Raw genomic sequence first — 21318 nt, 5'->3', positions numbered from 1 at the left:
AGGGCTGTCACATGTCCGGCTCGCGACCTCCAGTATCCGGCCCGCCCGCCGCGACCTGTTCCGGAGACTCGTCCCGCCCGACCGGCGTACGGGGGAGCAGGAGGGTGATGCCGACCCCGGCGAGCAGCGCCAGCGCCGTGATGAAGGTGACCCTGCGGGTCGCCTCGGCGGCGGCCTCGACCGCCGCCGCGTGGATCGCCGGGTCGCGGAGCGCGGGGATGGCGGCGCCGGCGCTCTCCTCGACCGCGCGCGCCACGCTCGTGCGCACCTGCTGGGGCCGGTCGGAGAGCCCACGCTCGACGGCCGAGCCGAGTCCGGACACCAGCACCCCGCCGAGAATGGCGACTCCCAGCGCCGCGCCGAGCTGGCGGACCGTGCTCTGGAGCGCCGACGCGCCGCCGGACAGACGCGACGGCACGTCGGCCATGAGGACGCCGGTGAGCTGCGCCGTGGCGAAGCCGATGCCCGCGCCGTAGAGGAGCAGCCACGGCACCGGCCGCCAGGCGCCCATGTCCGGCGCGAGGGACAGGCCGATGCCGGCCGCGCCGACCGCCTCCAGGGCCAGGCCGATCCGCACGATGGCCCGCGGGGACAACGTCTTCGACAGCGGGGGGACCAGCCCGCCCGCGAGGAAGGTGCCGAGGGCAAGCGCGGCGATGACGAGACCGGCCCGGAAGGCGGTGTAGCCGAGCGCGGACTGCAGGAAGAGCGGCAGCACGAGGATCATGCCGAACTCGCCGAGCGCCACGATCACCGCCGTCATCGAGCCGTAGCGGAAACTCGGCAGCTCGAACAGCGTCAGGTCGACGAGCACGGGCAGGCCGGCGCGCTCGCGCCGCCGTTCGCGCACGATCAGGGCGACCAGCGCGAGGATGCCGACGCCGAAGGCGAACGGCACGGGGGAGACGCTCTCGAACCGCAGGCCGAAGAGGTCTGCGGTCCGCCGCGGCTCGAACCAGCCGTACTTCTGGCCCTCGATCAGCGCGAAGACCACGCCGGTCGTGCCGAGCACGGCGAGGACGAGCCCGGCGAGATCGGTGCCCGCAGCGTGCCCGGCCCGCGAGTCGGGCACGCGCAGCGAGCCGAGCAGGAGCAGCGCGGCGATCGGCAGATTGATCCAGAACGCCGCACGCCAGCCGTGTTCGGTGACGAGCCAGCCCCCCGCCAGCGGGCCGGCGGCGGCCATGCCGCCGATGATGGAGCCCCAGACGGCGAAGGCGATGACCCGCTGCCGTCCCGTGTAGATCTGGTTGATGATCGCGAGGGTCATCGGGACGGCCATCGCGGCTCCCACGCCCTGGACCGCCCGTACGGCGATCAGCATGGGCCCGTTCACCGACACCGCCGCCAGCACGCTGGCCAGCAGGAAGACCGCGACGCCGAGGGCGAACAGGCGGCGCCTGCCATAGAGATCGCCCATCCGCCCGAACGGGATGAGCAGCGCCGCGAACATCAGGGAGTAGACCGAGTTGATCCATTCCACGTCGGTCGCGCCGAGGCGCAGGTCGGCGAGGATCGCGGGCACCGCCACGTTCACGATCGTGGCGTCGATGACGACCATCGACACGCCCGTGGCGAGCACGACGAGAGGGACCCAGCTTTGGCGTGTCGGGCCCAAGGTTGGCGACGTCATGTCGCGAACTATAGCAACGCCATGTCGCCAACTTGCCCGCCGAATCAGCCGAATCGGCTGAACCAGCTGGAACCAGTGGGACCAGGCGAACCCGTCGGGAACCCGGCGCGGATAGGCGACGGCCGGTCGCGAACCGTCCTGGACGGCTATCCGCGTCGGGCGCGGGCGCGGCGTCTGCCCTCGTGCATGGCCTGCACGCGGGCGACCGGGATCGTGTGGCCCTCCTCGACGAGGTCGCGGGGGAGACGCTGGGGCTCCGGCATGAGATCGGCCCAGGGATCGTCGTCGCGCAGCAGGCGCGCCGCCGTGCGCACGGTGAAGTCGCCGGGTGTGATCCGGTCCAGGTCGTCCCACGCGACCGGGAAGGAGACCGGGACGCCGGGCCGTACGCGCGGGCTGTAGGCCGCGACGACGGTCGCCCCGCCGGACCGGGTCGAGTCGACGAACACCCGGTCTCCCCGGTCCTCCCGGATGAACGCCGTCGTGGCGAGGGCGGGGTCGAGACGTTCGGCCCGGACGCCGAGCGCGCGGGTGGCGGCGGCAACGTCCTCCGTCGTCTCGCCCTCCAGCGGCACGAACACGTGCAGGCCCTTGGCGCCGCTGGTTTTCACCGCACCCGACAGCCCGGCGCCGGCGAGTGCCCGGGCGACCAGGCGGGCGGCGCCGACGGCCCGGGAGAACGCCTCGGCCGACGGCGGGTCGATGTCGAGCACGAGGTGGGTGGGCCGGTCCCGGCGGCCCGCGTGGACGAGGGCGGGGTGATACTCCACCGCCCGCTGGTTCGCGAGCCACAGCAGGGTCCGCCGGTCGTCGCACAGCGCGTACGACACCCGCCGCTGGGAGGACTCGGCCCACACCGTGACCGTCCGCACCCAGTCCGGGGCGTACGAGGGCACGTTCTTCTGCATGAACGGCGCCTGGCCCTGCCGGACCCGCACGACGGACAGCGGCCGGTCGCGCAGCACCGGGACGATCCGGTCGCGTACGGCGTCCAGGTAGTCGACCAGGTCGCGCTTGGCCGCCCCCGCGCCGTCGAACAACGGCTGATCGAGATTGGTCAGCGTGACTCCGTCGCGAACCTCATCGCTGGTCATCCGGTCACCATGCCCGCGACCGGCGCCGGAAATCAACGCGACCCCGGCGTCCCTCGATGCCATCTCTGAATATGAGACACAATTGCTCAAATAGCGAGACGTATGGAATCTTGGCGGCATGGCACACGAATCGGCCGTCTACACACACGGTCATCACGAGTCCGTCCTGCGCTCCCATCGCTGGCGCACCGCCGCCAACTCCGCGGCGTACCTGCTGAGCGCGCTGAAGCCCCACATGCGCGTCCTGGACGTCGGCTGCGGCCCCGGCACGATCACCGCCGACCTGGCCGCGTACGTGCCGGAGGGCGCGGTGGTCGGCCTCGACAACGCCCCCGCCGTGCTGGAGCAGGCCCGGGAGGAGGTGGCACGGCGTGGCGTCGGCAACGTGAGCTTCACGACCGGCGACGTGCACGCGCTCGGCGCTCCCGGCGCCTCCTTCTGCGTCGTGCACGCCCACCAGGTGCTCCAGCACGTCGGCGACCCGGTGGGCGCGCTGCGCGAGATGCGGCGCGTGACGAAGCCGGGCGGCGTCGTCGCGGCGCGCGACTCCGACTACGCCGGCATGATCTGGTATCCGCTGGTCCCCGCGCTGGACGATTGGCTGGACCTCTACCACCGGGTCGCCCGGGCCAACGGCGGCGAGCCCGACGCCGGGCGGCGGCTGCGCTCCTGGGCCGGGGAGGCCGGCTTCGCCGAGATCACCTCGTCGTCGTCCACCTGGTGTTTCGCCACCCCGGAGGACCGGGCGTGGTGGAGCGGCCTGTGGGCCGACCGCACCCTCCAGTCCTCCTACGCGAGCCGGGTGATCGAGGGCGGTCACGCCACCCTGGACGACCTGCGGCGGATCTCCGACGGCTGGCGGGAGTGGGGCGCGAGCGCCGACGGCTGGTTCAGCGTCGTGCACGGCGAGATCCTCTGCCGGGTGGGCTGACCACCCTCCCCGCTGTGGTGACGCGGCCGTTCACGGGGGAGGATCGGGGTGTGACCCGCGGAAGACGGGCCCTGCCCGGTCGTCAGGGGGGTCATGAGGGGGCCATCGGGGGGCCATCGGGGGGCCATCGGGGGGTTGGCATGCGGTCGGCGGCGGGGGATCCGGTCACCCTGTTCCTGTGCGGAGACGTCATGCTCGGGCGCGGCGTCGACCAGATCCTCCCGCACCCGGGTGATCCCGCCCTGCGGGAGCCGCACGTCCGGGACGCCGGGGCGTACGTCGAGCTGGCCGAGGCGGCGAACGGCCCGATCCCGCGCCCGGCCGCCTACTCCTGGCCCTGGGGCGATGCGCTGGAGGTGCTGGACGAGGCCGCTCCCGACGTCCGTGTGCTCAACCTGGAGACGAGCGTCACCCGGGCCGGCGACTTCGCGCCGGACAAGGCCGTGCACTACCGGATGAACCCGGCCAACCTTCCCGCGCTGACCATGGCCCGGCCGGACGTGTGCGTGCTGGCCAACAACCACGTGCTCGACTTCGGCGTACGCGGGCTCGCCGAGACGCTCGACGTCCTGGCGGAGGCGGGGCTCGGCCGGGCCGGGGCCGGCCGCGACGAGGACGAGGCGTGGCGGCCCGCGGTCGTGCCGCTCCCCGGCGGCGGCCGCGTGCTGGTGTTCGCGGCCGCGATGCCGTCCAGCGGCGTCCCGGGCGGGTGGGCGGCCCGGCGGGACCGGCCCGGGGTGGCCTTCCTCCCGGCGCCGTCCCCCGACTGCGCGGCCGAGACCGTCCACCGCGTACGGCCGTTCAGGCGGCCGGGGGACGTCGTGGTCATCTCCGTCCACTGGGGGTCGAACTGGGGCTACGAGGTCGGCGACGACCAGGCCGGGTTCGCGCACGCGCTCGTCGACGGCGGCGTCGACCTCGTCCACGGCCACTCCTCGCACCACCCCCGCCCTGCGGAGGTGTACCGGGACCGGCTGATCCTCTACGGCTGCGGCGACTTCATCGACGACTACGAGGGCATCACCGGCTGTGAGGAGTACCGCGACGACCTGCGGCTGCTGTATTTCGCGACGGTGGAGGCCGCGTCGGGGCGGCTGCGCGAACTGCGGATGGCGCCGATGCGGGCCGTACGCATGCGACTGCGGCACGCCGGTGACGAGGACCGCGAGTGGCTGCGCGGGACCCTCGACCGGATCGGCCGGAGGTTCGGCGCGCGGACCGGGCCGGCGCCCGGCGGGACGCTCGTCCTCGCGCCGGCCGGATAGGAGGTGATCACGATGCTGGTCCACGAGATCATGACGGCGCCGGTGGTGACGGTGCGGCGCACGGCGACGATCAGGCAGGCCGTCCGCCTGCTGTACGAGCAGGACATCACGGCCGCGCCGGTGGTCGAACGGCCCGGACGGATGGTCGGCATCGTCAGCGAGATGGATCTGCTGCGCGGCGAGTTCGAGACCGATCCCCGGGCCTTCCTGCGTCCCGAGGCCCTGCCCACCGGCAGGCCGCCCGCGCTCGTCGAGGAGGTCATGACGCCGCGCGTCGCCACTGTGGGCGACGCGGCCGACGTCATGGACCTCCTGGATTTGATGATCACGACCGGGGTGAAGAGCGTCCCGGTGGTGCGTGACGACGACCTCGTCGGCATCGTCAGCCGGCGCGACCTGATGGGGCTGCTCGTCCAGGGGGACGGGCGGATCCGCGACGACGTGCTCGCGGCGCTGCGCGACTGCGCCGAAACGGCGTCCTTCGGCGCGGCCGTGCGGAGCGGCGTCGTCGAGCTGTACGGTCCGGGCGACGAGCGGTCGGCCCGCATCGCCGAGATGGTCGTCCGGACCGTCCCCGGCGTCGCCGGCGTCGTCTTCCCCGAAGGACTGATCAGCTGAGATCGTGGTCGCGGTCGTCGCCGGGGCTGTCGTGGTCGAGGCGGGTGAGCACCGCGGCGGCCAGCCGTTCGAGCGCGGCGACCTGCTCGCGGGTGAGCCCGTCGAAGAACAGGCGGCGTACGGTCTCCACGTGCCCCGGGGCGGCGGCGGCGATGGCGCGGCGGCCCTCCTCGCTGATCACGACGAACGCGCCCCGGCCGTCCTCGGCGCACTCCTCGCGGCGGACGAGGCCACGCCGCTGCATGCGGGTCAGGTGGTGGGACAGGCGGCTCTGCTCCCACTGGAGGCCGCGCTCCAGCTCGAACGGCCGCAGCCGCCCGTCGGCGCTGTCGGTGAGGTGCACGAGGACCTCGTAGTCGGCCAGGGAAAGGCCGGAGCCGGCCTGCAGCTCCCGGTTGAGCCGAGCCGCGAGACGCCCCTGCATGCGCAGGTAGGCCCGCCAGGCGCGTTGTTCGTCCGCGTCGAGCCAGCGTGGGCTGTCCATGCCGTCCAGACTATCCGGAATCAATGACTCGTCATCTATGTTGTGGGGCATCAGTAGATGATGCATCATCTACAAGGCGACGAGGAAAGGGTTCCGATGACCACGACCAGGCCGACCCCCCGTGTGGACGTCCGCAGGGCGGCCGAGCGCTTCTCCACCCGCATCTCCTGGCTGGATTCCAAGCACTCGTTCTCGTTCGGCGGCCACCACGACCCCGGCAACACCCACCACGGCCTGCTGCTGGTGAACAACGACGACACCGTCCACCCGGGCACCGGGTTCGAGACGCACCCGCACCGGGACATGGAGATCGTCACCTGGGTGCTCCGGGGCTCCCTGGTCCACCAGGACTCCGAGGGCCACTCCGGGGTCATCTACCCGGGGCTCGCCCAGCGCATGAGTGCGGGCACCGGCATCCTGCACTCGGAGAAGAACGACTCCTGGCGGCTGACCGGCGGCGGCGCCCATGACGAGCCTGTCCACTTCGTCCAGATGTGGGTGGTCCCCGACGAGCCCGGCATCACCCCCGGGTACGAGCAGCTGGAGATCGAGGGCGACCTGCTGGCCGGCGGCCTGGTGCCGGTGGCCTCCGGCATGGACAGGCACGACGGCGCCGCGGCCATCCGGATCAAGAACCGGTACGCCGCGCTGTACGCCGCCCGTCTGGAGCCCGGCCAGTCCGTGGAACTGCCCGAGGCGCCGTTCCTGCACCTGTTCGTGCCCCGGGGCGCCGTCGCCCTGGAGGGTGCGGGCATGCTGGAGACCGGCGACGCCGTACGGTTCACCGCCACCGGCGGGCAGAAGGTCACCGCGACCGAGCCCGCCGAGATCCTCGTGTGGGAGATGCACGCGACCATCGCCGCGTGACTATCCGGGAAGGACAGACACCGATGGAGCAGACAGACCCGAAGGTCGCCGACAATCCGGAGGCGCGCCGCTTCGAGATCACCGCTGACGGCGTCCTCGCCGGCTTCGCCGCCTACGGGCTCGACGGGCAGGCGATCTCCTTCACCCACACCGAGATCGACTCCGCGTTCGAGGGCCGCGGCCTCGGCTCGACGCTGGTCCGCGCCGCGCTCGACGCCGCGCGCGACGCCGGGCTGTCGGTCCTGCCCTACTGCCCGTTCGTACGGCGGTACATCGCGCGGCACCGGGAGTACGTCGATCTGGTGCCGGCCGACCGGCGGGCCCGGTTCTCGCTGGACGGCGACGAGGCGGCCGGATGACCGCCGGTCCGCCGAGCCGGGGGGAGCCCGCGCCGTACGGCGGCACGGTTCTGTATGGCTGCACGGTCGCCGCCGAGGCGATGCCGGAGAGCGTGCTCCTGCCCGGCCACGACGTGCCGCTCGGCCGGTACACGACGGTGCGCCGGCTGCTTCCGCAGCGCCCGCGCCGGATGGTCGGCGCGTGGTGCTTCGTGGACCACTTCGGGCCGGACGACGTGCGCGGCCGGCCGGGCATGCGGGTGCCGCCGCATCCGCACACCGGACTGCAGACGGTGACCTGGCTCGCCGAGGGGGAGATCCTGCACCGTGACAGCCTCGGCAACGTCCAGGCGATCGTGCCGGGGCAGCTCAACCTGATGACCGCGGCCCACGGGATCGCCCACTCCGAGCAGTCGCCGCCGGACCACCCGGCGGAGATGCACGGGCTGCAACTGTGGGTCGCGCTGCCGGAGGACGCCCGGCACGGCGAGGCGCGGTTCGAGCACCACGCCGCGCTGCCCGTGCTGCGCGACGGGAACGTCACGGTGACCGTCGTGGTGGGGGAGGTGGGGGCGGCCCGGTCGCCCGCGCGGGCGCACACCCCGCTGCTCGGGGCCGAGGTGCTGTTCGGCGGCCCCGGACGCCACCGGCTGCCGGTCGACCCGGCCTTCGAGACGGCGGTGCTGGCCATGTCCGGCACGGCGGAGGTGGCCGGGGCGGCGCTGTCGCCCGGGTCGCTGCTCTACCTCGGGCAGGGCCGTGCGGACGTGCCGCTGGAGACCACCGGCCCCGCGCGGCTGTTCGTGCTGGGCGGGACGCCGTTCGAGGAACCCCTGGTGATGTGGTGGAACTTCGTCGGCCGTACGCACGAGGAGATCGCGGCGGCCCGCGACGACTGGGCGCGCGGCGCCCGCTTCGGCGTCGTCCCCGGCGGCCAGGAGCCGCTGCCCGCGCCCGAGATGCCCACCGTACGGCTGAAGGCCCGCGACCGCCACGGCCACCGCCTGCCCTGACCTCCACCCCACTGTCCCGGGTGGTCGCGACGGGCCGTGGTCAGAGGCTCGGAGACGAGCCGGCGGCGTGAGCCGAGCCGACGCTCTCACGCCGCCGGCACTCGCGACTCACGCCGGTGCCGGATCGCCGCGCAGGCCTCGAAGACGGCGAGCGAGATCGGGGATGTCGTCCAGCTCGCCCTTCGCGAGCGACACGACGAGGCTCTCGGCCTCGTCCACGTCTCGGTACTCCAGCGTCTCCCCGTTGTCCTCAAGGAAGGCGACGGCCGCGGACCACCCCAGCCGCTTGTTGCCGTCCACCAGGGGATGGCCGAGAACGATGCTGTGCATCAGCGCGGCGGCCTTCTCCCACAGGTCTGGATAGGCGTCCTCGCCGAACACCGACGTTTGCGGACGCAGCACCGCCGCGTGCAACTGGCCGCCGTCGCGGACGTCCACCGTGGGGAGAACGGCCGCGGCCAGGGCGAGAATGTCCTCTGTCGTGGGAAAGGAGGTCATCGCGCCAGGCGATCCAGCAGTTCGCGATCGCGTTGCGCGATCTTCCTGCCCATCGCTCCGTAGCGCTCGCGCCGACGCCGGGCGATGTACTCCTCGATGGCGACGACCATGGCGGAGTTGACGCTCTGCGCGTCACCACCGGCTATCTGCTTGATCTGCTCATAGGTCTCATCCGGAAGGCGCAGCCTGGTCTCAGCCATGCTTCTGATGGTACCGCTTTCCGGTGACATCCCTCGGGCACACCGACGGCTGTCACCTGAAGGGTTCCGCCCGTGGGCACCGAGCCGGTGAGAAGTTCCGACTATCGGAACGCATGGTTCTACTTGGCGTGTTCATTAAGTAACTTTCCGCAGGGGAGACCGGCGCGCCGACGAGGAGGCCGACCATGACGGCGGAGATCGTGGACACGTCCATCACCGGCATCACCGGCCGGGTCCGGAGACGTGTCGACGAGCTGCTGTCCGACTTCCTCGACGCGCGGCGCCCTCCGGTCGGCGACCACGACGTGGCCGAGGGATACCGCCTGCTGCGTGAGTTCGTGGTCAAGGGTGGCAAGCGGGTCCGTCCTCTGCTGTGTTACTGGGGCTGGCGGGGGGCCGGCGGTGAAGAGCTTCGCGAGGCGGCGGTTGTTGCCACCGGCGCGGCGCTGGAGCTCTACCACGCCGGTCTCCTCATCCACGACGACCTCATGGACGGCAGCGAGCTGCGCCGGGGACGTCCCACCATCCACCGGGGGCTCGCGCGGCCGGAGCGGTTCGGCGCGGCCGAGCAGTTCGGCCAGTCCGCGGCGATCCTCCTGGGCGTGCTCGCCCAGGCCTGGGCCGAGGAACTGCTCGCGGACGCCGGTCCCGACGACGTGCGGGCCCGCGCGGCCCGCGACCTCTTCAACCGCATGCGCACCGAGGTCGTCACCGGTCAGTACCTCGACCTCCTGGCGCACGCGCGAGGGGACGACGGGGTCGAGCAGGCGCTCACGGTGATCCGGTACAAGACGGCGCGCTACACGGTGGAGCGCCCGCTGCAGATCGGCGCGGCGCTCGCCGGTGCCCCGCCGAGCCTGCTGGAGGCCTACTCCCGGTTCGGCCTGCCGCTGGGGGAGGCGTTCCAGCTGCGCGACGACGTCCTCGGGGTCTTCGGCGACCCCTCGGTCACCGGCAAACCCGTCCTCGACGACCTGCGCGAGGGAAAACGGACCGTGCTCATGGCGTACGCCTCCGCGCGGGCCCGCGGGCCGGAACGGGACCTGCTGCGCACCTGGCACGGCGATCCCGCCCTGGACGAGGCGCGCGCGGCGGAGCTGCGGCGGATCATCGTGGACACCGGCGCGCTCGACCGGGTCGAGGAGCTGATCACCCAGCGGACCGGCCAGGCGCTCGCGGCGCTGGGCGACTGCCCGATCAGGCCGGAGGCGGCCGAGGCGCTCACGGTGCTCACCGAGCGGCTCACGCGTCGCGTCCGGTGAGGCGCGCGAACGGCACACCCGCGTCGTCCGCGGCTTCCCGCACCGGGACCGGTCCGGCGGCTCGCGGGCCCCCCGGGTGACCTCCCGACGCCTTCCCCTCCACCGCTCGGCGACGAGCACGACCTGTTAGCGGACAACCGGCCGCCGGCCGATCAACAGATGGGTGATGTGCTGTGACCGAAACGACCCCGCAGACCAGCGCGCCGAACGACAGCAGGCTCAGCCTGAGCACCAGGGCCGCGCGCAACCTGGCCACGACGACCAAGACCCCGCCGCAGATGCAGGAGATCACCTCCCGGCACCTGCTGCGCGTGCTGCCCTGGATCGAGGCCATCGGCGGCGCCTACCGGGTCAACCGCCGGCTGACCTACCAGGTGGCCGACGGGCGCGTGACGTTCGTCTCGACCGGGGCGGAGGTGCGGGTCATCTCCGCCGAGCTGTGCGAGCTGCCGGCGCTGCGGGGGTTCGGCGACGCCGACGTGCTCGCGTCGCTGGCCGACCTGTTCACGCAGCGGGAGTACCAGGCGGGGCAGGTCATCGCGGCGGCGGGAGCTCCGATGGAGGAGGTCGTGCTGCTGGCGCACGGCAAGGTGGACAAGATCGGTGAGGGGGCGTACGGCAACGAGACGCTGCTGGGGGTGCTGGCCGACGGGGAGTACGTCGGCGAGCAGATGCTGGTGCAGTCCGAGGCGCGGTGGGAGTGGACGGTGCGGACGGTGACGCCGTGCACGGTGCTCACCCTCACCAGGGACGCCTTCGAGCGGCTGCTGGCGTTGTCGGAGAGTCTGCGCGAGCACGTGTCGGCGTACCGGGACGACCCCGACGGCCCCGTGAACCGGCACGGGGAGGCGGAGATCGCGCTGGCGGCGGGGCATGTGGGTGAGGCGACGCTGCCGGGGACGTTCGTGGACTACGAGCTGGGGCCGCGTGAGTATGAGCTGAGTGTGGCGCAGACGATTCTGCGGGTGCATTCGCGGGTGGCGGATCTGTACAACGAGCCGATGAACCAGACCGAGCAGCAGTTGCGGCTGACGATCGAGGCGTTGCGGGAGCGGCAGGAGCACGAGCTGGTCAACAACCGCGACTTCGGGTTGTTGCACAACGCCGATCTCAAGCAGCGCATCCACACCCGGTCGGGCCCGCCCACCCCCGACGACCTCGACGAACTGCTGACCACGGTCTGGAAGAACCCGACCGTCATGTTCGCCCATCCCAAGGCGATCGCGGCCTTCGCCCGGCAGTGCAACAGCCGGGGCATCTATCCGCAGACCGTGGAGTTCAACGGCCAGAAGGCGCCCGCCTGGCGCGGGGTCCCGCTGCTGCCGTGCAACAAGATCCCCGTCAACGACCAGGGCGTCAGCTCGATCATGGTCATGCGCCTGGGCGAGAAGGACCAGGGTGTCGTCGGGCTGCGCCGCACCGGCCTGGTGGACGAGTACGAGCCCGGGCTGTCGGTGCGCTTCATGGGCATCGACGAGAAGGCGATCATCTCCTACCTCGTGACCACCTACTACTCGGCGGCCGTGCTGGTCCCCGACGCCCTCGGCATCCTGGAGAGCGTCGAGGTCCTGTGATGTCCTCCTACCGGCTGCCGGAGTTCTACCTCCCCTATCCGCCGAGGCTGAACCCGCACGTCGAGACCGCCCGTACGCACACCCGCGGATGGGCGGGGCAGATGGGGATGCTGGACGACCCGGACATCTGGACCGAGGAGTCGCTCGACGCGATGGACTACGGCCTGATGTGCGCCTACACCCACCCCGACTGCTCCGCCCCCGAGCTGGACCTGGTCACGGACTGGTACGTCTGGGTCTTCTACTTCGACGACCACTTCCTGGAGACCTTCAAGCGCAGCAGGGATCTCGACGGCGCCCAGGAGTACCTCGACCGGCTCGACGCGTTCATGTCCGACGACCCGCCAGAGCCGGCCAACCCCGTGGAGCGGGGGCTGGCCGACCTGTGGCCCCGGACCGTGCCCGCCATGTCGGCGGCGTGGCGGCGGCGGTTCGTCCGGGTCACCCGCGATCTGCTCCAGGAGTCGATGTGGGAGTTGTTCCACATCGAAAGGGACGCCGTCTCCAACCCCATCGAGTACATCGAGGAACGCCGGAAGGTCGGCGGCGCCCCGTGGTCGGCGGCGCTGGTCGAGCACGCGGCGGGCGCGGAGCTTCCGGCCCGGCTGGCGGAGTCCCGGCCGATCCGGGTGCTGACGCAGTCGTTCGCCGACTCCGTGCACCTGCGCAACGACCTGTTCTCCTACGAGCGGGAGGTGCGGGAGGAAGGCGAGCTGTCCAACTGCGTGCTGGTCTGCGAGCGCTTCTTCGGCTGCGACACCGAGCGGGCCGTGGAGATCACCAACGACCTGCTCACGTCGCGGCTGCACCAGTTCGAGCACACCGCGCTGACCGAGCTGCCGGCGCTCTTCGCCGACGAGGCGGTCTCGCCGCCCGAGCAGGGGCTCGTCCTCAGGTACGCCAAGGGGCTGCAGGACTGGCAGGCGGGCGGCCACGCGTGGCACTCGGCCTCCAGCCGCTACACCAAGAACGGCGGGCAGGCGGGGATCTTCGGGATGAACGTCTCCCGCGCCCACATCACGGGCGCGGGCGGCCTGCGCAACCACACCCACCGGCCCTTCGAGGAGGCCGACGTACGGCTGCCCGAGCCGTACATGCCGTTCGAGGTGCGCGACAACCCGCACCTCGACGCGGCGCGCGCGGCGGACCTGGAGTGGTGCGCGGCCATGGGGTTCTTCGACGCGGTTCCGGGCATTCCGGCGACCGCCGTGTGGGACGAACGGCGGCTCGCCGGATTCGACCTGGCCCTGTGCGCGTCCGGCATCACCCCGGATTCCACCGCCGACGAGCTGGTCCTGGCCACCAACTGGCTGGCCTGGGGGACGTACGGCGACGACTACTATCCCCGGGTCTTCGGCGCGGCGCGTGACCTGGTCGGCGCGAAGCTCCTGAACCGGCGGTTCAAGGAGCTCATGCCGCTGGACCTCGTCCCGCGGCTGACCCCGCTGACCGGGCTGGAACGCGGGCTCGCCGACCTGTGGCCGCGCACCGCCGGGCCGCTGCCGCCCGGCTCCCGCGAGATCTTCCGCAGGTCGGTGGAGGAGATGATCGACAGCTGGGTGTGGGAGCTGGCCAACGAGGCCCAGCACCGGGTGCCCGACCCGGTCGACTACCTGGAGATGCGGCGCGCGACCTTCGGCTCGCGGATGACGATGAGCCTCGCCAGGCTCGCGCCGGGCCGGGTCATCCCCGAGGAGATCTACCTGACCCGCGAGTTCCTCGGCATGACCGACGCCGCGCAGGACTACGCGTGCCTGCTCAACGACCTGTTCTCCTACCGCAAGGAGATTCGGTACGAGGGCGAGCTGCACAACTCGGTCCTGGTGATGTCCACGTTCCTCGACTGCCCGCCGCAGGAGGGCGTGACGGTGGTGGACGGGCTGATGACGAGCCGGATGAGGCAGTTCGAGCACATCACCACCGTCGACCTGCCCGCCCTGCTCGACCGGATCGACGCGGGCGAGGCCGTGCGGGAGTCGGTCGCGGCGTACGTGACCGACCTGCGCAACTGGATGGCCGCCATCCTGCGCTGGCACCAACGCTGCCGGCGCTATCTCGACGAGGAACTCCGCGCGGGTCCGGTGGCCCGGTGGACCCAGGGCCCGACCGGCCTCGGCACCGCCACCGCCAGGATCGGCTCCCTCGCGTCCCCGTACGGCGTGCCCGCCGGGGACGGCGCCGCGCACGCGCCGGTGCTCCACCTCACGGCGGGTGCGTCATGAGCGCGCCGCCCGGGCCCGACGGCGCGTCGCGGCTGGCCCTGAGCACCAGGGCCGCGCGCACCCTGGCGACCACCACCAAGACCCCGCCGCAGATGGCGGAGATCACCCCTCGTCACCTGCTGCGGGTGCTCCCGTGGATCGACGTCCAGGGCGGGGTCTACCGGGTCAACCGGCGGCTGACCTACACCCCGGGGGACGGGCGGGTGACGTTCGTCTCGACCGGGGCCGAGGTGCGGGTGATCCCGGCCGAGTTGTGCGAACTGCCGTCATTGCACGGGTACGCCGACGCGGACGTGCTGGCCGCCCTGGCGGACCGGTTCGTGCAGCACGAACTGGACCCGGACGAACCGGTGCCCGCCGGTCAGGTGGTCCTGGTCGCCCACGGCAAGATCGCCTGTGTCGGCGTCGGCGAGTACGGCGGCGAGACGCTGCTCCGGGTCGTCGCCGGCGGGGACCACCTCGGGGATCTCACCGGACCGGCGGCGGCCCCCGCCAGGGCGCTCACCCGTTGCATCGTGCTCGTGCTCGGACGGCCGGTGGTCGACGAGCTGACCGAGCGCTCCGGCAGCCTGCGGGAGCAGCTGGACCGCCCCGCGGCCGGCCGTCCGGCGAACCGGTACGGGGAGGCGGAGATCGCGCTGGCGGCGGGGCATGTGGGTGAGGCGACGCTGCCGGGGACGTTCGTGGACTACGAGCTGGGGCCGCGTGAGTATGAGCTGAGTGTGGCGCAGACGATTCTGCGGGTGCATTCGCGGGTGGCGGATCTGTACAACGAGCCGATGAACCAGACCGAGCAGCAGTTGCGGCTGACGATCGAGGCGTTGCGGGAGCGGCAGGAGCACGAGCTGGTCAACAACCGCGACTTCGGGTTGTTGCACAACGCCGATCTCAAGCAGCGCATCCACACCCGGTCGGGCCCGCCCACCCCCGACGACCTCGACGAACTGCTGGCCCGCCGGCGCAGCTCGCACTACTTCCTGGCCCATCCCCGCGCCATCGCCGCCTTCGGCCGCCAGTGCACCGCCCGGAGTCTGTATCCGGACGTCACCGAGGCCGGCGGCGCGAAGGTCATGGCGTGGCGGGGAGTCCCGATCCTGCCCTGCGACAAGATCCCCGTCAGTGACCGCGGGCTCACCTCGATCCTGGTGATGCGCACCGGAACCGAGAAACAGGGGGTCGTCGGGCTGCGCCGCACCGGGCTGGCGGACGAGTACGAGCCCGGGCTGTCGGTGCGCTTCACCGGCATCGACGACAAGGCGATCATCTCCTACCTCGTGACCACCTATCACTCCGCGGCGGTGCTGGTCCCCGACGCCCTCGGCGTCCTGGAAAGCGTGGAGGTCGGCTGAACACGGCCGCCCCCCGCAGCCGCCGTCCGCCCTCGCCGGAAACCGCCGCACCTGCGCGGCGCTCCGGCTAGGGTGGCCGCTGGCCGATCAAGAACTGCTCTTCTGAATGCGACGGCGGAGGTCTGTGATCGTGCTGATGGAACGGTCCGGCAGGGCGGAGACGGCTTCGGCCCTGGGCAGCCTGGAGCGCGGGATCGCGATCCTGTTCTGCCTGGCCGTCGGCATGAGGCCGATGAACCTCACCCAGGTGCACCGTTCGACCGGGTTCTCGAAGACGACCACGCACCGCCTGCTCGGAGTCCTGCAGGGACGCGGCCTGGTCACCCGCAGGGGTGGCGACTACACGGTCGACGGACGCTTCGCCGAACTGCTGTCGCCGCGTGGCTGGCCCGTGCAGGGCCGCCGGGTGCCGGACTGCCGCCGGGCGGTCCTGCCGTACCTGCTCCAGCTGTACGAGGCCACCCGTCAGACGGTCAACCTCGCCGTGCCCGACCGCGGCGAGGTCGCGTACGTCGAGCGGCTGTACGGGCACAACCGGGTCACGTCACCCTCGGACGGCGTCGACCGCGCCCCGCTCCACTGCACGGCCGCGGGCAAGGCGCTGCTCGCGCACGACGCCGCACTGCGGAAGGCCTTCTACGCCGGTCCCGCCCCCCGGCGGATGACGGGCCGTACGGTGACCGGCCCGGCCGCGCTGGAACGCGAACTCGCGGCCGTCCGGGTCGAGGGCGTGAGCTACGCGCGGGAGGAGTTCGCCGAGGGCATCTGCTGCGCCGCCGCGCCTGTCTTCGGGCCGGACGGCCGGGTGTGCATGGCCGTCTCCGTCGCGGCCCCGGCGGGCGCCGCGGCGCTGCCGCGGCTGGGCCCGGCCGTGCGCAGGACCGCCCACCAGATCACCGGAGTCCTGGGCACCATCCTGGCGCCCGGCCCCGAGCGCACCGGACCCGTGTTCGGCCGCCTTCCGGCCCCCGCCGGTACCGGGAACGCCCGCAGGGCGGCCGTACGGCCATAGGCGCGAACCGCGCGGGACAGGCCGGTTGGGCTGACCGGCGCCGGGGGAGAGTCTTCGATGTCGGCGTGACCTGCGGAGACAGTCGTGAGGCGCGGCCGTCGGCGCATTCGGGGGCGCGACAGGGAGCGGGTGTCATGCGGGTTGCATCGGGGGCGTTCGTCCTCGCCGGGCGGATCGGCCTCGTCGCCGTGCCGGCGATCGTCCTGCTGGCGGCGTGCGGAGCGCCGGAGCCGCGGCCACGGCCTGAGGCCACACCCGCCGCCGTGTCCACCACTATGTCCACCACGGTCCCGGCGCCGTCGGCCACACCCGCCCCGGCGGCCCTCCCGGCCGCCGCCGCCGATCCGGAGGCGTGCCGGAACGCCGACTGCGAGGTGGAGGTGCGCCAGGGAGACCGGCTGCGGCTCGACGCCGCCACCGGCCTGGACGCGCTCACGGTGGCCGCCCTCGACCAGGGTGTGGTGCGCCTGCGCTTCGAGGGCTCCTCCGGCGGCTACCGGGTCGAGGGCATGAACGTCGGAGTAAGCCAGGACTGCGTCAACGGCCGCTGCCGGACAAGGGGATCGTTGACGCTGACCATGGATCGGCCCGCCCGCATCGGCGACATCCATCTCCGGCTGACGAGCGTACGGCCCGACGAGGCGGTCCTGGCGATCTCGCCGTCGTAGCCGTCATGGCGGGCCCTCCGCCGGGCCGGTCACGGAGGGCGGTCGCGCAACGGCCCCCGCTGGCCCTGCCCGTGCCCGGGAGCCGTGCGCGCGAGAAGCACTGCTTTGGAAACACCCAGCCTCCGTTAACCGCGAGGCCACCCCGCCTCCTTACGGTCGTGGCCATGCCGTGGAAGACCAAGGTCAACGCCGCCGTCGAAGGGATGACCGGGTACGTCATCACCCGGGCCCGCCCGCGTCCCGCACCGCTCCCCCCCGCCGCGGGACGAGCCCAGACGACCCGCCGACCCGGAGATCGACCGTCTCCTCCGCGGGCCGGTGTTCGTGCTCTCCCCGGTCAGGTCCGGCTCCACGCTCTTCCGGGTACTGCTGAACAGTCATTCCAGGATCCACGCGCCACACGACCCGGTTCGTCTACCTGCTGCGCCATCCCGCCTCGATCGTCCGGTCCTGGCATGAAGCCGATCCGCAGGCGCGGCCCGTCGAGGAGGCCGTACGGCACACGCTGCACTACATGCGTCACCTGGAGGAGTCCAGGCGCGGGCACGAGGGGCTCGTCGTCCGGTACGAGAGGCTCGTCGACGACACGGAAGGCGAGTTGCGCCGGGTCTGCGCCTGGCTCGGCGTCGAGTACGAGCCAGAGATGATCCGCTACGGCGACAAGGACCACGGCGAGTTCGTGAAGGGCATCGGTGACTGGCGCGACAAGATCCGCAGCGGGCGGGTGCAGCGCGGCCGTCCGCTGCCCGCTCCCGAAGAGGTGGCCGAGCCGCTGCGGGAGATCGCGGAAGCCTGGGGCTACCTCTGACCTGGACCGGGGCGCAGGCGGCGGATCACCCTCCGCACGTGGAGAACACATGACCACCGAGGTCGCTCGCCACAGCGGGAAGTTCTACGTCTGGGTGTCGACGGCGAGCCGCACAAGGCGCTCCCGTGACGGGAACGGCGGCGTACAGCGTGCGGGACTGTCGGTCCGCGTCCGTACGATGTCCCGCATGACCGGGCATGAATTCACGCTCACCGCCACGGGCCCGTTCGACTTCGGCGCGACACTCCGCTTCGTCGAGGACTGGCCGGCCACCAGCGGCCTGCCCTCCGACGGCCGGACGCTGCGCTTCGCCTACTGCGCCGAGGCCGACTGGCTGCCGATCGGCGTGACGGTCACCGCCGCGCCGGGCGGGGTCGCCGTACGGACGACCAGGGCCGCGGGGCCGGAGATCCGAGGCGAGGTGGCCCGCATCCTGTCCCTCGACGTGGACGGCTCGGGCTTCGCCGAGATCGGCGAGTCCGACCCGGTGCTCGGTGAGTTGCAGCGCCGCAGCCCGGGACTGCGGCCGCTCTGCTTCTGGAGCCCGTGGGAGGCCGCCTGCTGGGCGGTGATCGTGCAGCGCTCGTCGATGTTCATCGCCTCCCGGATCAAACAGCGCATCGCGGAGCGGTACGGCGCCATGGTCGATCTGGACGGCCGGGCGTACGCCGCCTTCCCGCCGCCCGTGTCGCTGGTGAACGCCGACGGGCTCGGCCTGCCCGAGCAGAAGGAGGAGTGGCTGCGCGGCCTGGCCCGCGCGGCGCTCGACGGTGTGCTGACCACCGAGCACCTGCGTGCGCTCGACCCGCAGGAGGCGCTGGCCAAGCTTCGAGCCCTGCCCGGCGTGGGGCCGTTCTCCGCGGGCCTGATCCTGATCAGGGGCGCGGGCGCGCCGGACGCGTTCCCGGGCGACGAGCCGCGCCTGTTCGCGATCCTCCGCGAGGCGTACGGCCTGCCGCAGGACGCCCCGGCGAGCGCGTACCGGAAGGTCGCCGACGCCTGGCGGCCCTACCGCTCGTGGGCCTCGTTCCTCTTCCGGTCGTCCGTGTACGGAGCCAGGGAGGCTGAGAGGGCGGGTGCCGCCGCCGGCCAGACGGGGAAGGACGTCAGAGCCAGCCCTTCTCCTGGGCGGCGCGGATCGCGGTGATCCGGTTGGTCGCGCCGAGCTTGGCGACGGCGCTGGACAGGTAGTTGCGCACGGTGCCCTCGGTCAGGTGCAGCGCCGTGGCGATCTGCCGCACCGACGCGCCCTCGGCCGCCAGCGCCATCTGATCGTCCACTACCGTCGCAGCCGTGCGAATCCTCATCGTGGGCGGCAGTGGCCTTCTCGGCGGCGAAGTCGTACGGCAGGCCACGACGGACGGGCATGTCGTAGCCGCCACCTACCTGACGCGGCCGGAGACGGCGACGGGAGTCGAATGGCTGCCGCTCGACGTTCGTGACCGTGCGGCCGTGATCGGTTTGATCGGCGCTTTTGGTCCCGGCGTCGTCGTCAACGCGGCCTATCGCCAGCCGGACTGGGAGACGACCGCCGTGGGCGCCGCTCACGTGGCCGTGGCGGCTTCCGGGAACGGCGGACGTTTGGTCCACGTGTCCAGCGACGCCGTCTTCTCAGGAGAGGCGATCACCTACGCGGAAGACAGTGTCCCCGATCCGGTCACCCCCTACGGAGCAGCGAAGGCCGCCGCGGAGGTGGCCGTGCAGGCGATCGATCCCACGGCGGTGATCGTACGGACCTCTCTGATAATCGGTGACGGCGGCTCCGCACACGAAGGCATGGTGCATGCGCTTTGCGTGCCCGGGCCGATCGACGTCCGGTTGGACTGTCGCCACACTCAGCGGTATCTCACAACCAGGCTGCGCGGCGCGCGGGAGTTCCTGAAGTAGCCTCAGCGATCAAGCCGGTACGCGGCCTACGTGGAGGGCGGGGACCGCGCGTCGGAAGATCCCGCCCCCGCAGTGTCGCGCTCGGTAGGCGCAATGGTATCGATAGCGATAGTATCTCTAGCGATACCATCGTTTGAGGGTGTGCCATGCGCCGTTTCATCGGGCGGGACCGGGAGCTGAACGTGCTCCGTAACGCCTTCCACGCAGTTCGCGATGCCGCCGGGTCGGCCAGACCAGGTCAATGCATCCTCATCCGGGGGAGGCGGCGGGTCGGCAAGTCGAGCCTCGTCGAGGAGTTCCTCCGGCGCACAGAGACGCCGAATCTCTTCTTCACCGCGGCGGGTGCCACGGCGGAGAACGAACTGGCGGAGTTGTTCGACGCCGTCGCCAGATCCACGCTGCCGGAGCGAGAAGTGTTCTCGGAGGAGGCCCCGGAGCAGTGGAATGCGGCATTCAGGCTGCTTGCAGAGATCCTGCCCAATGACAGGCCGAGCGTGATCGTCATCGATGAGGTCCCGTATCTCATGGACCGAGTCGACGCCTTCGAGGGCATGCTCCAGCGCGCATGGGACCGCTCGTTGAGCCGCAAGCCGGTACTTCTCCTCCTGGTCGGATCCGACCTGTCGATGATGGAGGCGCTGAACAGCTACGACCGCCCCTTCCACCAACGGGGCCGGGAAATGATCGTGGGGCCGCTGAACCCCGCTGACATCGGCGAGATGCTCAGCCTTCCGCCGGCCGCCGCCTTCGACGCCGCCCTGATCACGGGAGGTCTCCCGCTGATCTGCGCGGAGTGGCAGGCTGGAGCGGATGTCTGGGAATTCCTCCGCGACTCGCTGGACAACCCCATCTCGGCGCTGCTGGTCTCCGCCGAGCGCTCACTGGCCGCGGAGTTTCCACCACAGGCGATGAGCAGGGAAGTCCTCCGGGCCATTGGAGCCGGGGAACGCACCTTTACCAACATCGCGCGCGCCGCCGGCGGCATCGCCCACACCACTCTCACTCGAGCTACGGATGTCCTGACCGAGAAACGGGTGGTGGCGGCCGAGTTGCCGTTCTCGCTGCGGCCGTCGAAGGAACGCCGCTACCGAGTGGCCGATCCTTACCTGCGGTTCTGGCTCGCGTTTCTGGATCCGCACATGGCGGAGATCGAGCGGATGCGGGGAGATCTCACGCTGAGCCGGATCAAGGAGCAGTGGACGAGCTGGCGCGGCCGCGCGATCGAGCCCCTCATCCGGGAATCCCTCGCCCGTCTCCTGCCGGACGGGCTCCTGCCCGCCACCCCGGCGATCGGCGGGTACTGGACCCGCAGCAATGACGTCGAAATCGACTTGGTGGGTGTCGACAGGCAACCGGTGGCCAAGCAGTTGCTCTTCCTCGGCTCGATCAAGTGGCTGGAGAACTCCGCGTTCGACAGCCACGACCTGGCCGCGCTGCAGAAGCACCGGGCGGCGATCACCGACGAGCCGGTGCCGCTCGTAGCGGTCTCCCGGAACGGGACCAGCTGTTCCGGGCTCCAGGCGGCATACGGCCCCGGGGAACTGCTCAGCGCATGGCGTAGGGCGTGAGCTGTCGACTATGCCGAACTCGTCGAA

At 71.8% G+C, this 21318-nt stretch carries 21 protein-coding genes and 1 pseudogene; 16 read left to right on the top strand and 6 right to left on the bottom strand.

Annotated elements, in window-relative coordinates:
* Window positions 1-7: 7 nt before the first annotated feature.
* Both OG344_RS00815 and OG344_RS00810 read right to left on the bottom strand, forming a co-directional pair.
* A complete protein-coding gene (locus OG344_RS00815; protein ID WP_405086519.1) occupies window positions 8-1633 on the bottom strand; it encodes an MFS transporter in 1626 nt (541 codons plus the stop codon).
* Window positions 1634-1779: 146 nt separating this feature from the next.
* Window positions 1780-2727, bottom strand: coding sequence for a DNA polymerase domain-containing protein (locus OG344_RS00810; protein WP_405086518.1), 948 nt, complete (start codon window positions 2725-2727; stop codon window positions 1780-1782).
* Between the two features lie 118 nt (window positions 2728-2845).
* On the opposite strand from OG344_RS00810, the gene OG344_RS00805 reads away from it, so the two are divergent.
* The 3 genes from OG344_RS00805 (at window position 2846) to OG344_RS00795 (ending at window position 5541) form a co-directional block, all read left to right on the top strand.
* On the top strand, window positions 2846-3658 hold the full coding sequence (locus OG344_RS00805; RefSeq protein WP_405086517.1) for a class I SAM-dependent methyltransferase: 813 nt from the start codon (window positions 2846-2848) through the stop codon (window positions 3656-3658).
* 140 nt (window positions 3659-3798) lie between these two features.
* Entirely contained in the window at window positions 3799-4923 is a 1125-nt protein-coding gene (locus OG344_RS00800) for a CapA family protein (protein WP_405086516.1), read from the top strand.
* Window positions 4924-4935: 12 nt separating this feature from the next.
* The gene (locus OG344_RS00795) at window positions 4936-5541 is read left to right on the top strand and encodes a CBS domain-containing protein (RefSeq protein WP_327047237.1); all 606 of its coding nucleotides are present in this window, start codon (window positions 4936-4938) and stop codon (window positions 5539-5541) included.
* On the opposite strand, the gene OG344_RS00790 is transcribed toward OG344_RS00795, so the two are convergent.
* Window positions 5534-6025 carry a MarR family transcriptional regulator gene (locus OG344_RS00790; protein ID WP_327047236.1) on the bottom strand — a complete coding sequence of 164 codons (492 nt, stop codon included), beginning with the start codon at window positions 6023-6025 and terminating at the stop codon, window positions 5534-5536. The genes OG344_RS00795 and OG344_RS00790 overlap by 8 nt on opposite strands.
* A gap of 96 nt (window positions 6026-6121) precedes the next feature.
* Here OG344_RS00790 and OG344_RS00785 point away from each other — a divergent pair, with 96 nt between their 5' ends.
* Genes OG344_RS00785 through OG344_RS00775 form a run of 3 tightly spaced genes read left to right on the top strand, consistent with a single transcriptional unit; the run spans window position 6122 to window position 8243 of the window.
* Window positions 6122-6892, top strand: a complete 771-nt coding sequence (locus tag OG344_RS00785; RefSeq protein ID WP_327047235.1) for a pirin family protein — start codon at window positions 6122-6124, stop codon at window positions 6890-6892.
* Between the two features lie 23 nt (window positions 6893-6915).
* Complete coding sequence (locus tag OG344_RS00780; RefSeq protein ID WP_327047234.1) at window positions 6916-7251, top strand: GNAT family N-acetyltransferase; 336 nt, start codon at window positions 6916-6918, stop codon at window positions 7249-7251.
* A complete protein-coding gene (locus OG344_RS00775; RefSeq protein WP_405086515.1) occupies window positions 7248-8243 on the top strand; it encodes a pirin family protein in 996 nt (331 codons plus the stop codon). The genes OG344_RS00780 and OG344_RS00775 overlap by 4 nt, the downstream gene beginning before the upstream one ends.
* Window positions 8244-8351: 108 nt before the next feature.
* On the opposite strand, the gene OG344_RS00770 is transcribed toward OG344_RS00775, so the two are convergent.
* Window positions 8352-8741, bottom strand: coding sequence for a type II toxin-antitoxin system death-on-curing family toxin (locus tag OG344_RS00770; RefSeq protein ID WP_327047232.1), 390 nt, complete (start codon window positions 8739-8741; stop codon window positions 8352-8354).
* Window positions 8738-8941, bottom strand: coding sequence for a CopG family transcriptional regulator (locus OG344_RS00765; protein WP_327047230.1), 204 nt, complete (start codon window positions 8939-8941; stop codon window positions 8738-8740). The genes OG344_RS00770 and OG344_RS00765 overlap by 4 nt, the downstream gene beginning before the upstream one ends.
* A gap of 185 nt (window positions 8942-9126) precedes the next feature.
* Between OG344_RS00765 and OG344_RS00760 the strand changes: the two genes are divergently transcribed.
* The 8 genes from OG344_RS00760 to OG344_RS00725 all read left to right on the top strand — a co-directional run bounded on the left by OG344_RS00760 (window position 9127) and on the right by OG344_RS00725 (window position 18983).
* Window positions 9127-10203, top strand: a complete 1077-nt coding sequence (locus OG344_RS00760) for a polyprenyl synthetase family protein (protein ID WP_405086514.1) — start codon at window positions 9127-9129, stop codon at window positions 10201-10203.
* Between the two features lie 173 nt (window positions 10204-10376).
* Entirely contained in the window at window positions 10377-11777 is a 1401-nt protein-coding gene (locus OG344_RS00755) for a family 2B encapsulin nanocompartment shell protein (protein WP_405086513.1), read from the top strand.
* On the top strand, window positions 11777-13999 hold the full coding sequence (locus OG344_RS00750; protein ID WP_405086512.1) for a germacradienol/geosmin synthase: 2223 nt from the start codon (window positions 11777-11779) through the stop codon (window positions 13997-13999). Before OG344_RS00755 ends, OG344_RS00750 begins: the two co-directional genes overlap by 1 nt.
* Window positions 13996-15348, top strand: a complete 1353-nt coding sequence (locus OG344_RS00745; RefSeq protein WP_405086511.1) for a family 2B encapsulin nanocompartment shell protein — start codon at window positions 13996-13998, stop codon at window positions 15346-15348. The genes OG344_RS00750 and OG344_RS00745 overlap by 4 nt, the downstream gene beginning before the upstream one ends.
* Window positions 15349-15472: 124 nt before the next feature.
* Window positions 15473-16360: an IclR family transcriptional regulator gene (locus OG344_RS00740; RefSeq protein WP_405086510.1), complete on the top strand. Its 888-nt coding sequence runs from the start codon at window positions 15473-15475 to the stop codon at window positions 16358-16360.
* A 134-nt stretch (window positions 16361-16494) separates the two neighbouring features.
* Entirely contained in the window at window positions 16495-17028 is a 534-nt protein-coding gene (locus tag OG344_RS00735) for a hypothetical protein (RefSeq protein ID WP_405086509.1), read from the top strand.
* A 379-nt stretch (window positions 17029-17407) separates the two neighbouring features.
* Window positions 17408-17836, top strand: a complete 429-nt coding sequence (locus tag OG344_RS00730) for a sulfotransferase (RefSeq protein WP_405089027.1) — start codon at window positions 17408-17410, stop codon at window positions 17834-17836.
* Window positions 17837-17885: 49 nt separating this feature from the next.
* Window positions 17886-18983, top strand: coding sequence for a DNA-3-methyladenine glycosylase family protein (locus tag OG344_RS00725; protein ID WP_405086508.1), 1098 nt, complete (start codon window positions 17886-17888; stop codon window positions 18981-18983).
* Here OG344_RS00725 and OG344_RS00720 read toward each other — a convergent pair.
* Window positions 18943-19095: pseudogene (locus tag OG344_RS00720) on the bottom strand (response regulator transcription factor); the annotation flags it as partial. The gene OG344_RS00725 and the pseudogene OG344_RS00720 sit on opposite strands and share 41 nt — an antisense overlap.
* Window positions 19096-19144: 49 nt before the next feature.
* On the opposite strand from OG344_RS00720, the gene OG344_RS00715 reads away from it, so the two are divergent.
* Both OG344_RS00715 and OG344_RS00710 read left to right on the top strand, forming a co-directional pair.
* Window positions 19145-19723 carry a sugar nucleotide-binding protein gene (locus OG344_RS00715; protein ID WP_405086507.1) on the top strand — a complete coding sequence of 193 codons (579 nt, stop codon included), beginning with the start codon at window positions 19145-19147 and terminating at the stop codon, window positions 19721-19723.
* A 146-nt stretch (window positions 19724-19869) separates the two neighbouring features.
* Window positions 19870-21291, top strand: a complete 1422-nt coding sequence (locus OG344_RS00710) for an ATP-binding protein (protein ID WP_405086506.1) — start codon at window positions 19870-19872, stop codon at window positions 21289-21291.
* Window positions 21292-21318: the final 27 nt, after the last annotated feature.

The organism is Microbispora sp. NBC_01389 (assembly GCF_045040095.1).
Taxonomy (GTDB): domain Bacteria; phylum Actinomycetota; class Actinomycetes; order Streptosporangiales; family Streptosporangiaceae; genus Microbispora.
This window is presented reverse-complemented; position numbering and strand designations above follow the sequence as displayed.

Bases quoted from the DNA above. Each gene is read 5' to 3' on its own strand.
- OG344_RS00735 (WP_405086509.1), top strand. From the start codon at position 16,495: ATGCGGGTTGCATCGGGGGCGTTCGTCCTCGCCGGGCGGATCGGCCTC.
- OG344_RS00810 (WP_405086518.1), bottom strand. From the start codon at position 2,727: ATGACCAGCGATGAGGTTCGCGACGGAGTCACGCTGACCAATCTCGAT.
- OG344_RS00775 (WP_405086515.1), top strand. From the start codon at position 7,248: ATGACCGCCGGTCCGCCGAGCCGGGGGGAGCCCGCGCCGTACGGCGGC.
- OG344_RS00790 (WP_327047236.1), bottom strand. From the start codon at position 6,025: ATGGACAGCCCACGCTGGCTCGACGCGGACGAACAACGCGCCTGGCGG.
- OG344_RS00765 (WP_327047230.1), bottom strand. From the start codon at position 8,941: ATGGCTGAGACCAGGCTGCGCCTTCCGGATGAGACCTATGAGCAGATC.
- OG344_RS00780 (WP_327047234.1), top strand. From the start codon at position 6,916: ATGGAGCAGACAGACCCGAAGGTCGCCGACAATCCGGAGGCGCGCCGC.
- OG344_RS00745 (WP_405086511.1), top strand. From the start codon at position 13,996: ATGAGCGCGCCGCCCGGGCCCGACGGCGCGTCGCGGCTGGCCCTGAGC.
- OG344_RS00760 (WP_405086514.1), top strand. From the start codon at position 9,127: ATGACGGCGGAGATCGTGGACACGTCCATCACCGGCATCACCGGCCGG.
- OG344_RS00795 (WP_327047237.1), top strand. From the start codon at position 4,936: ATGCTGGTCCACGAGATCATGACGGCGCCGGTGGTGACGGTGCGGCGC.
- OG344_RS00710 (WP_405086506.1), top strand. From the start codon at position 19,870: ATGCGCCGTTTCATCGGGCGGGACCGGGAGCTGAACGTGCTCCGTAAC.
- OG344_RS00785 (WP_327047235.1), top strand. From the start codon at position 6,122: ATGACCACGACCAGGCCGACCCCCCGTGTGGACGTCCGCAGGGCGGCC.
- OG344_RS00750 (WP_405086512.1), top strand. From the start codon at position 11,777: ATGTCCTCCTACCGGCTGCCGGAGTTCTACCTCCCCTATCCGCCGAGG.
- OG344_RS00725 (WP_405086508.1), top strand. From the start codon at position 17,886: ATGACCACCGAGGTCGCTCGCCACAGCGGGAAGTTCTACGTCTGGGTG.
- OG344_RS00770 (WP_327047232.1), bottom strand. From the start codon at position 8,741: ATGACCTCCTTTCCCACGACAGAGGACATTCTCGCCCTGGCCGCGGCC.
- OG344_RS00815 (WP_405086519.1), bottom strand. From the start codon at position 1,633: ATGACGTCGCCAACCTTGGGCCCGACACGCCAAAGCTGGGTCCCTCTC.
- OG344_RS00800 (WP_405086516.1), top strand. From the start codon at position 3,799: ATGCGGTCGGCGGCGGGGGATCCGGTCACCCTGTTCCTGTGCGGAGAC.
- OG344_RS00805 (WP_405086517.1), top strand. From the start codon at position 2,846: ATGGCACACGAATCGGCCGTCTACACACACGGTCATCACGAGTCCGTC.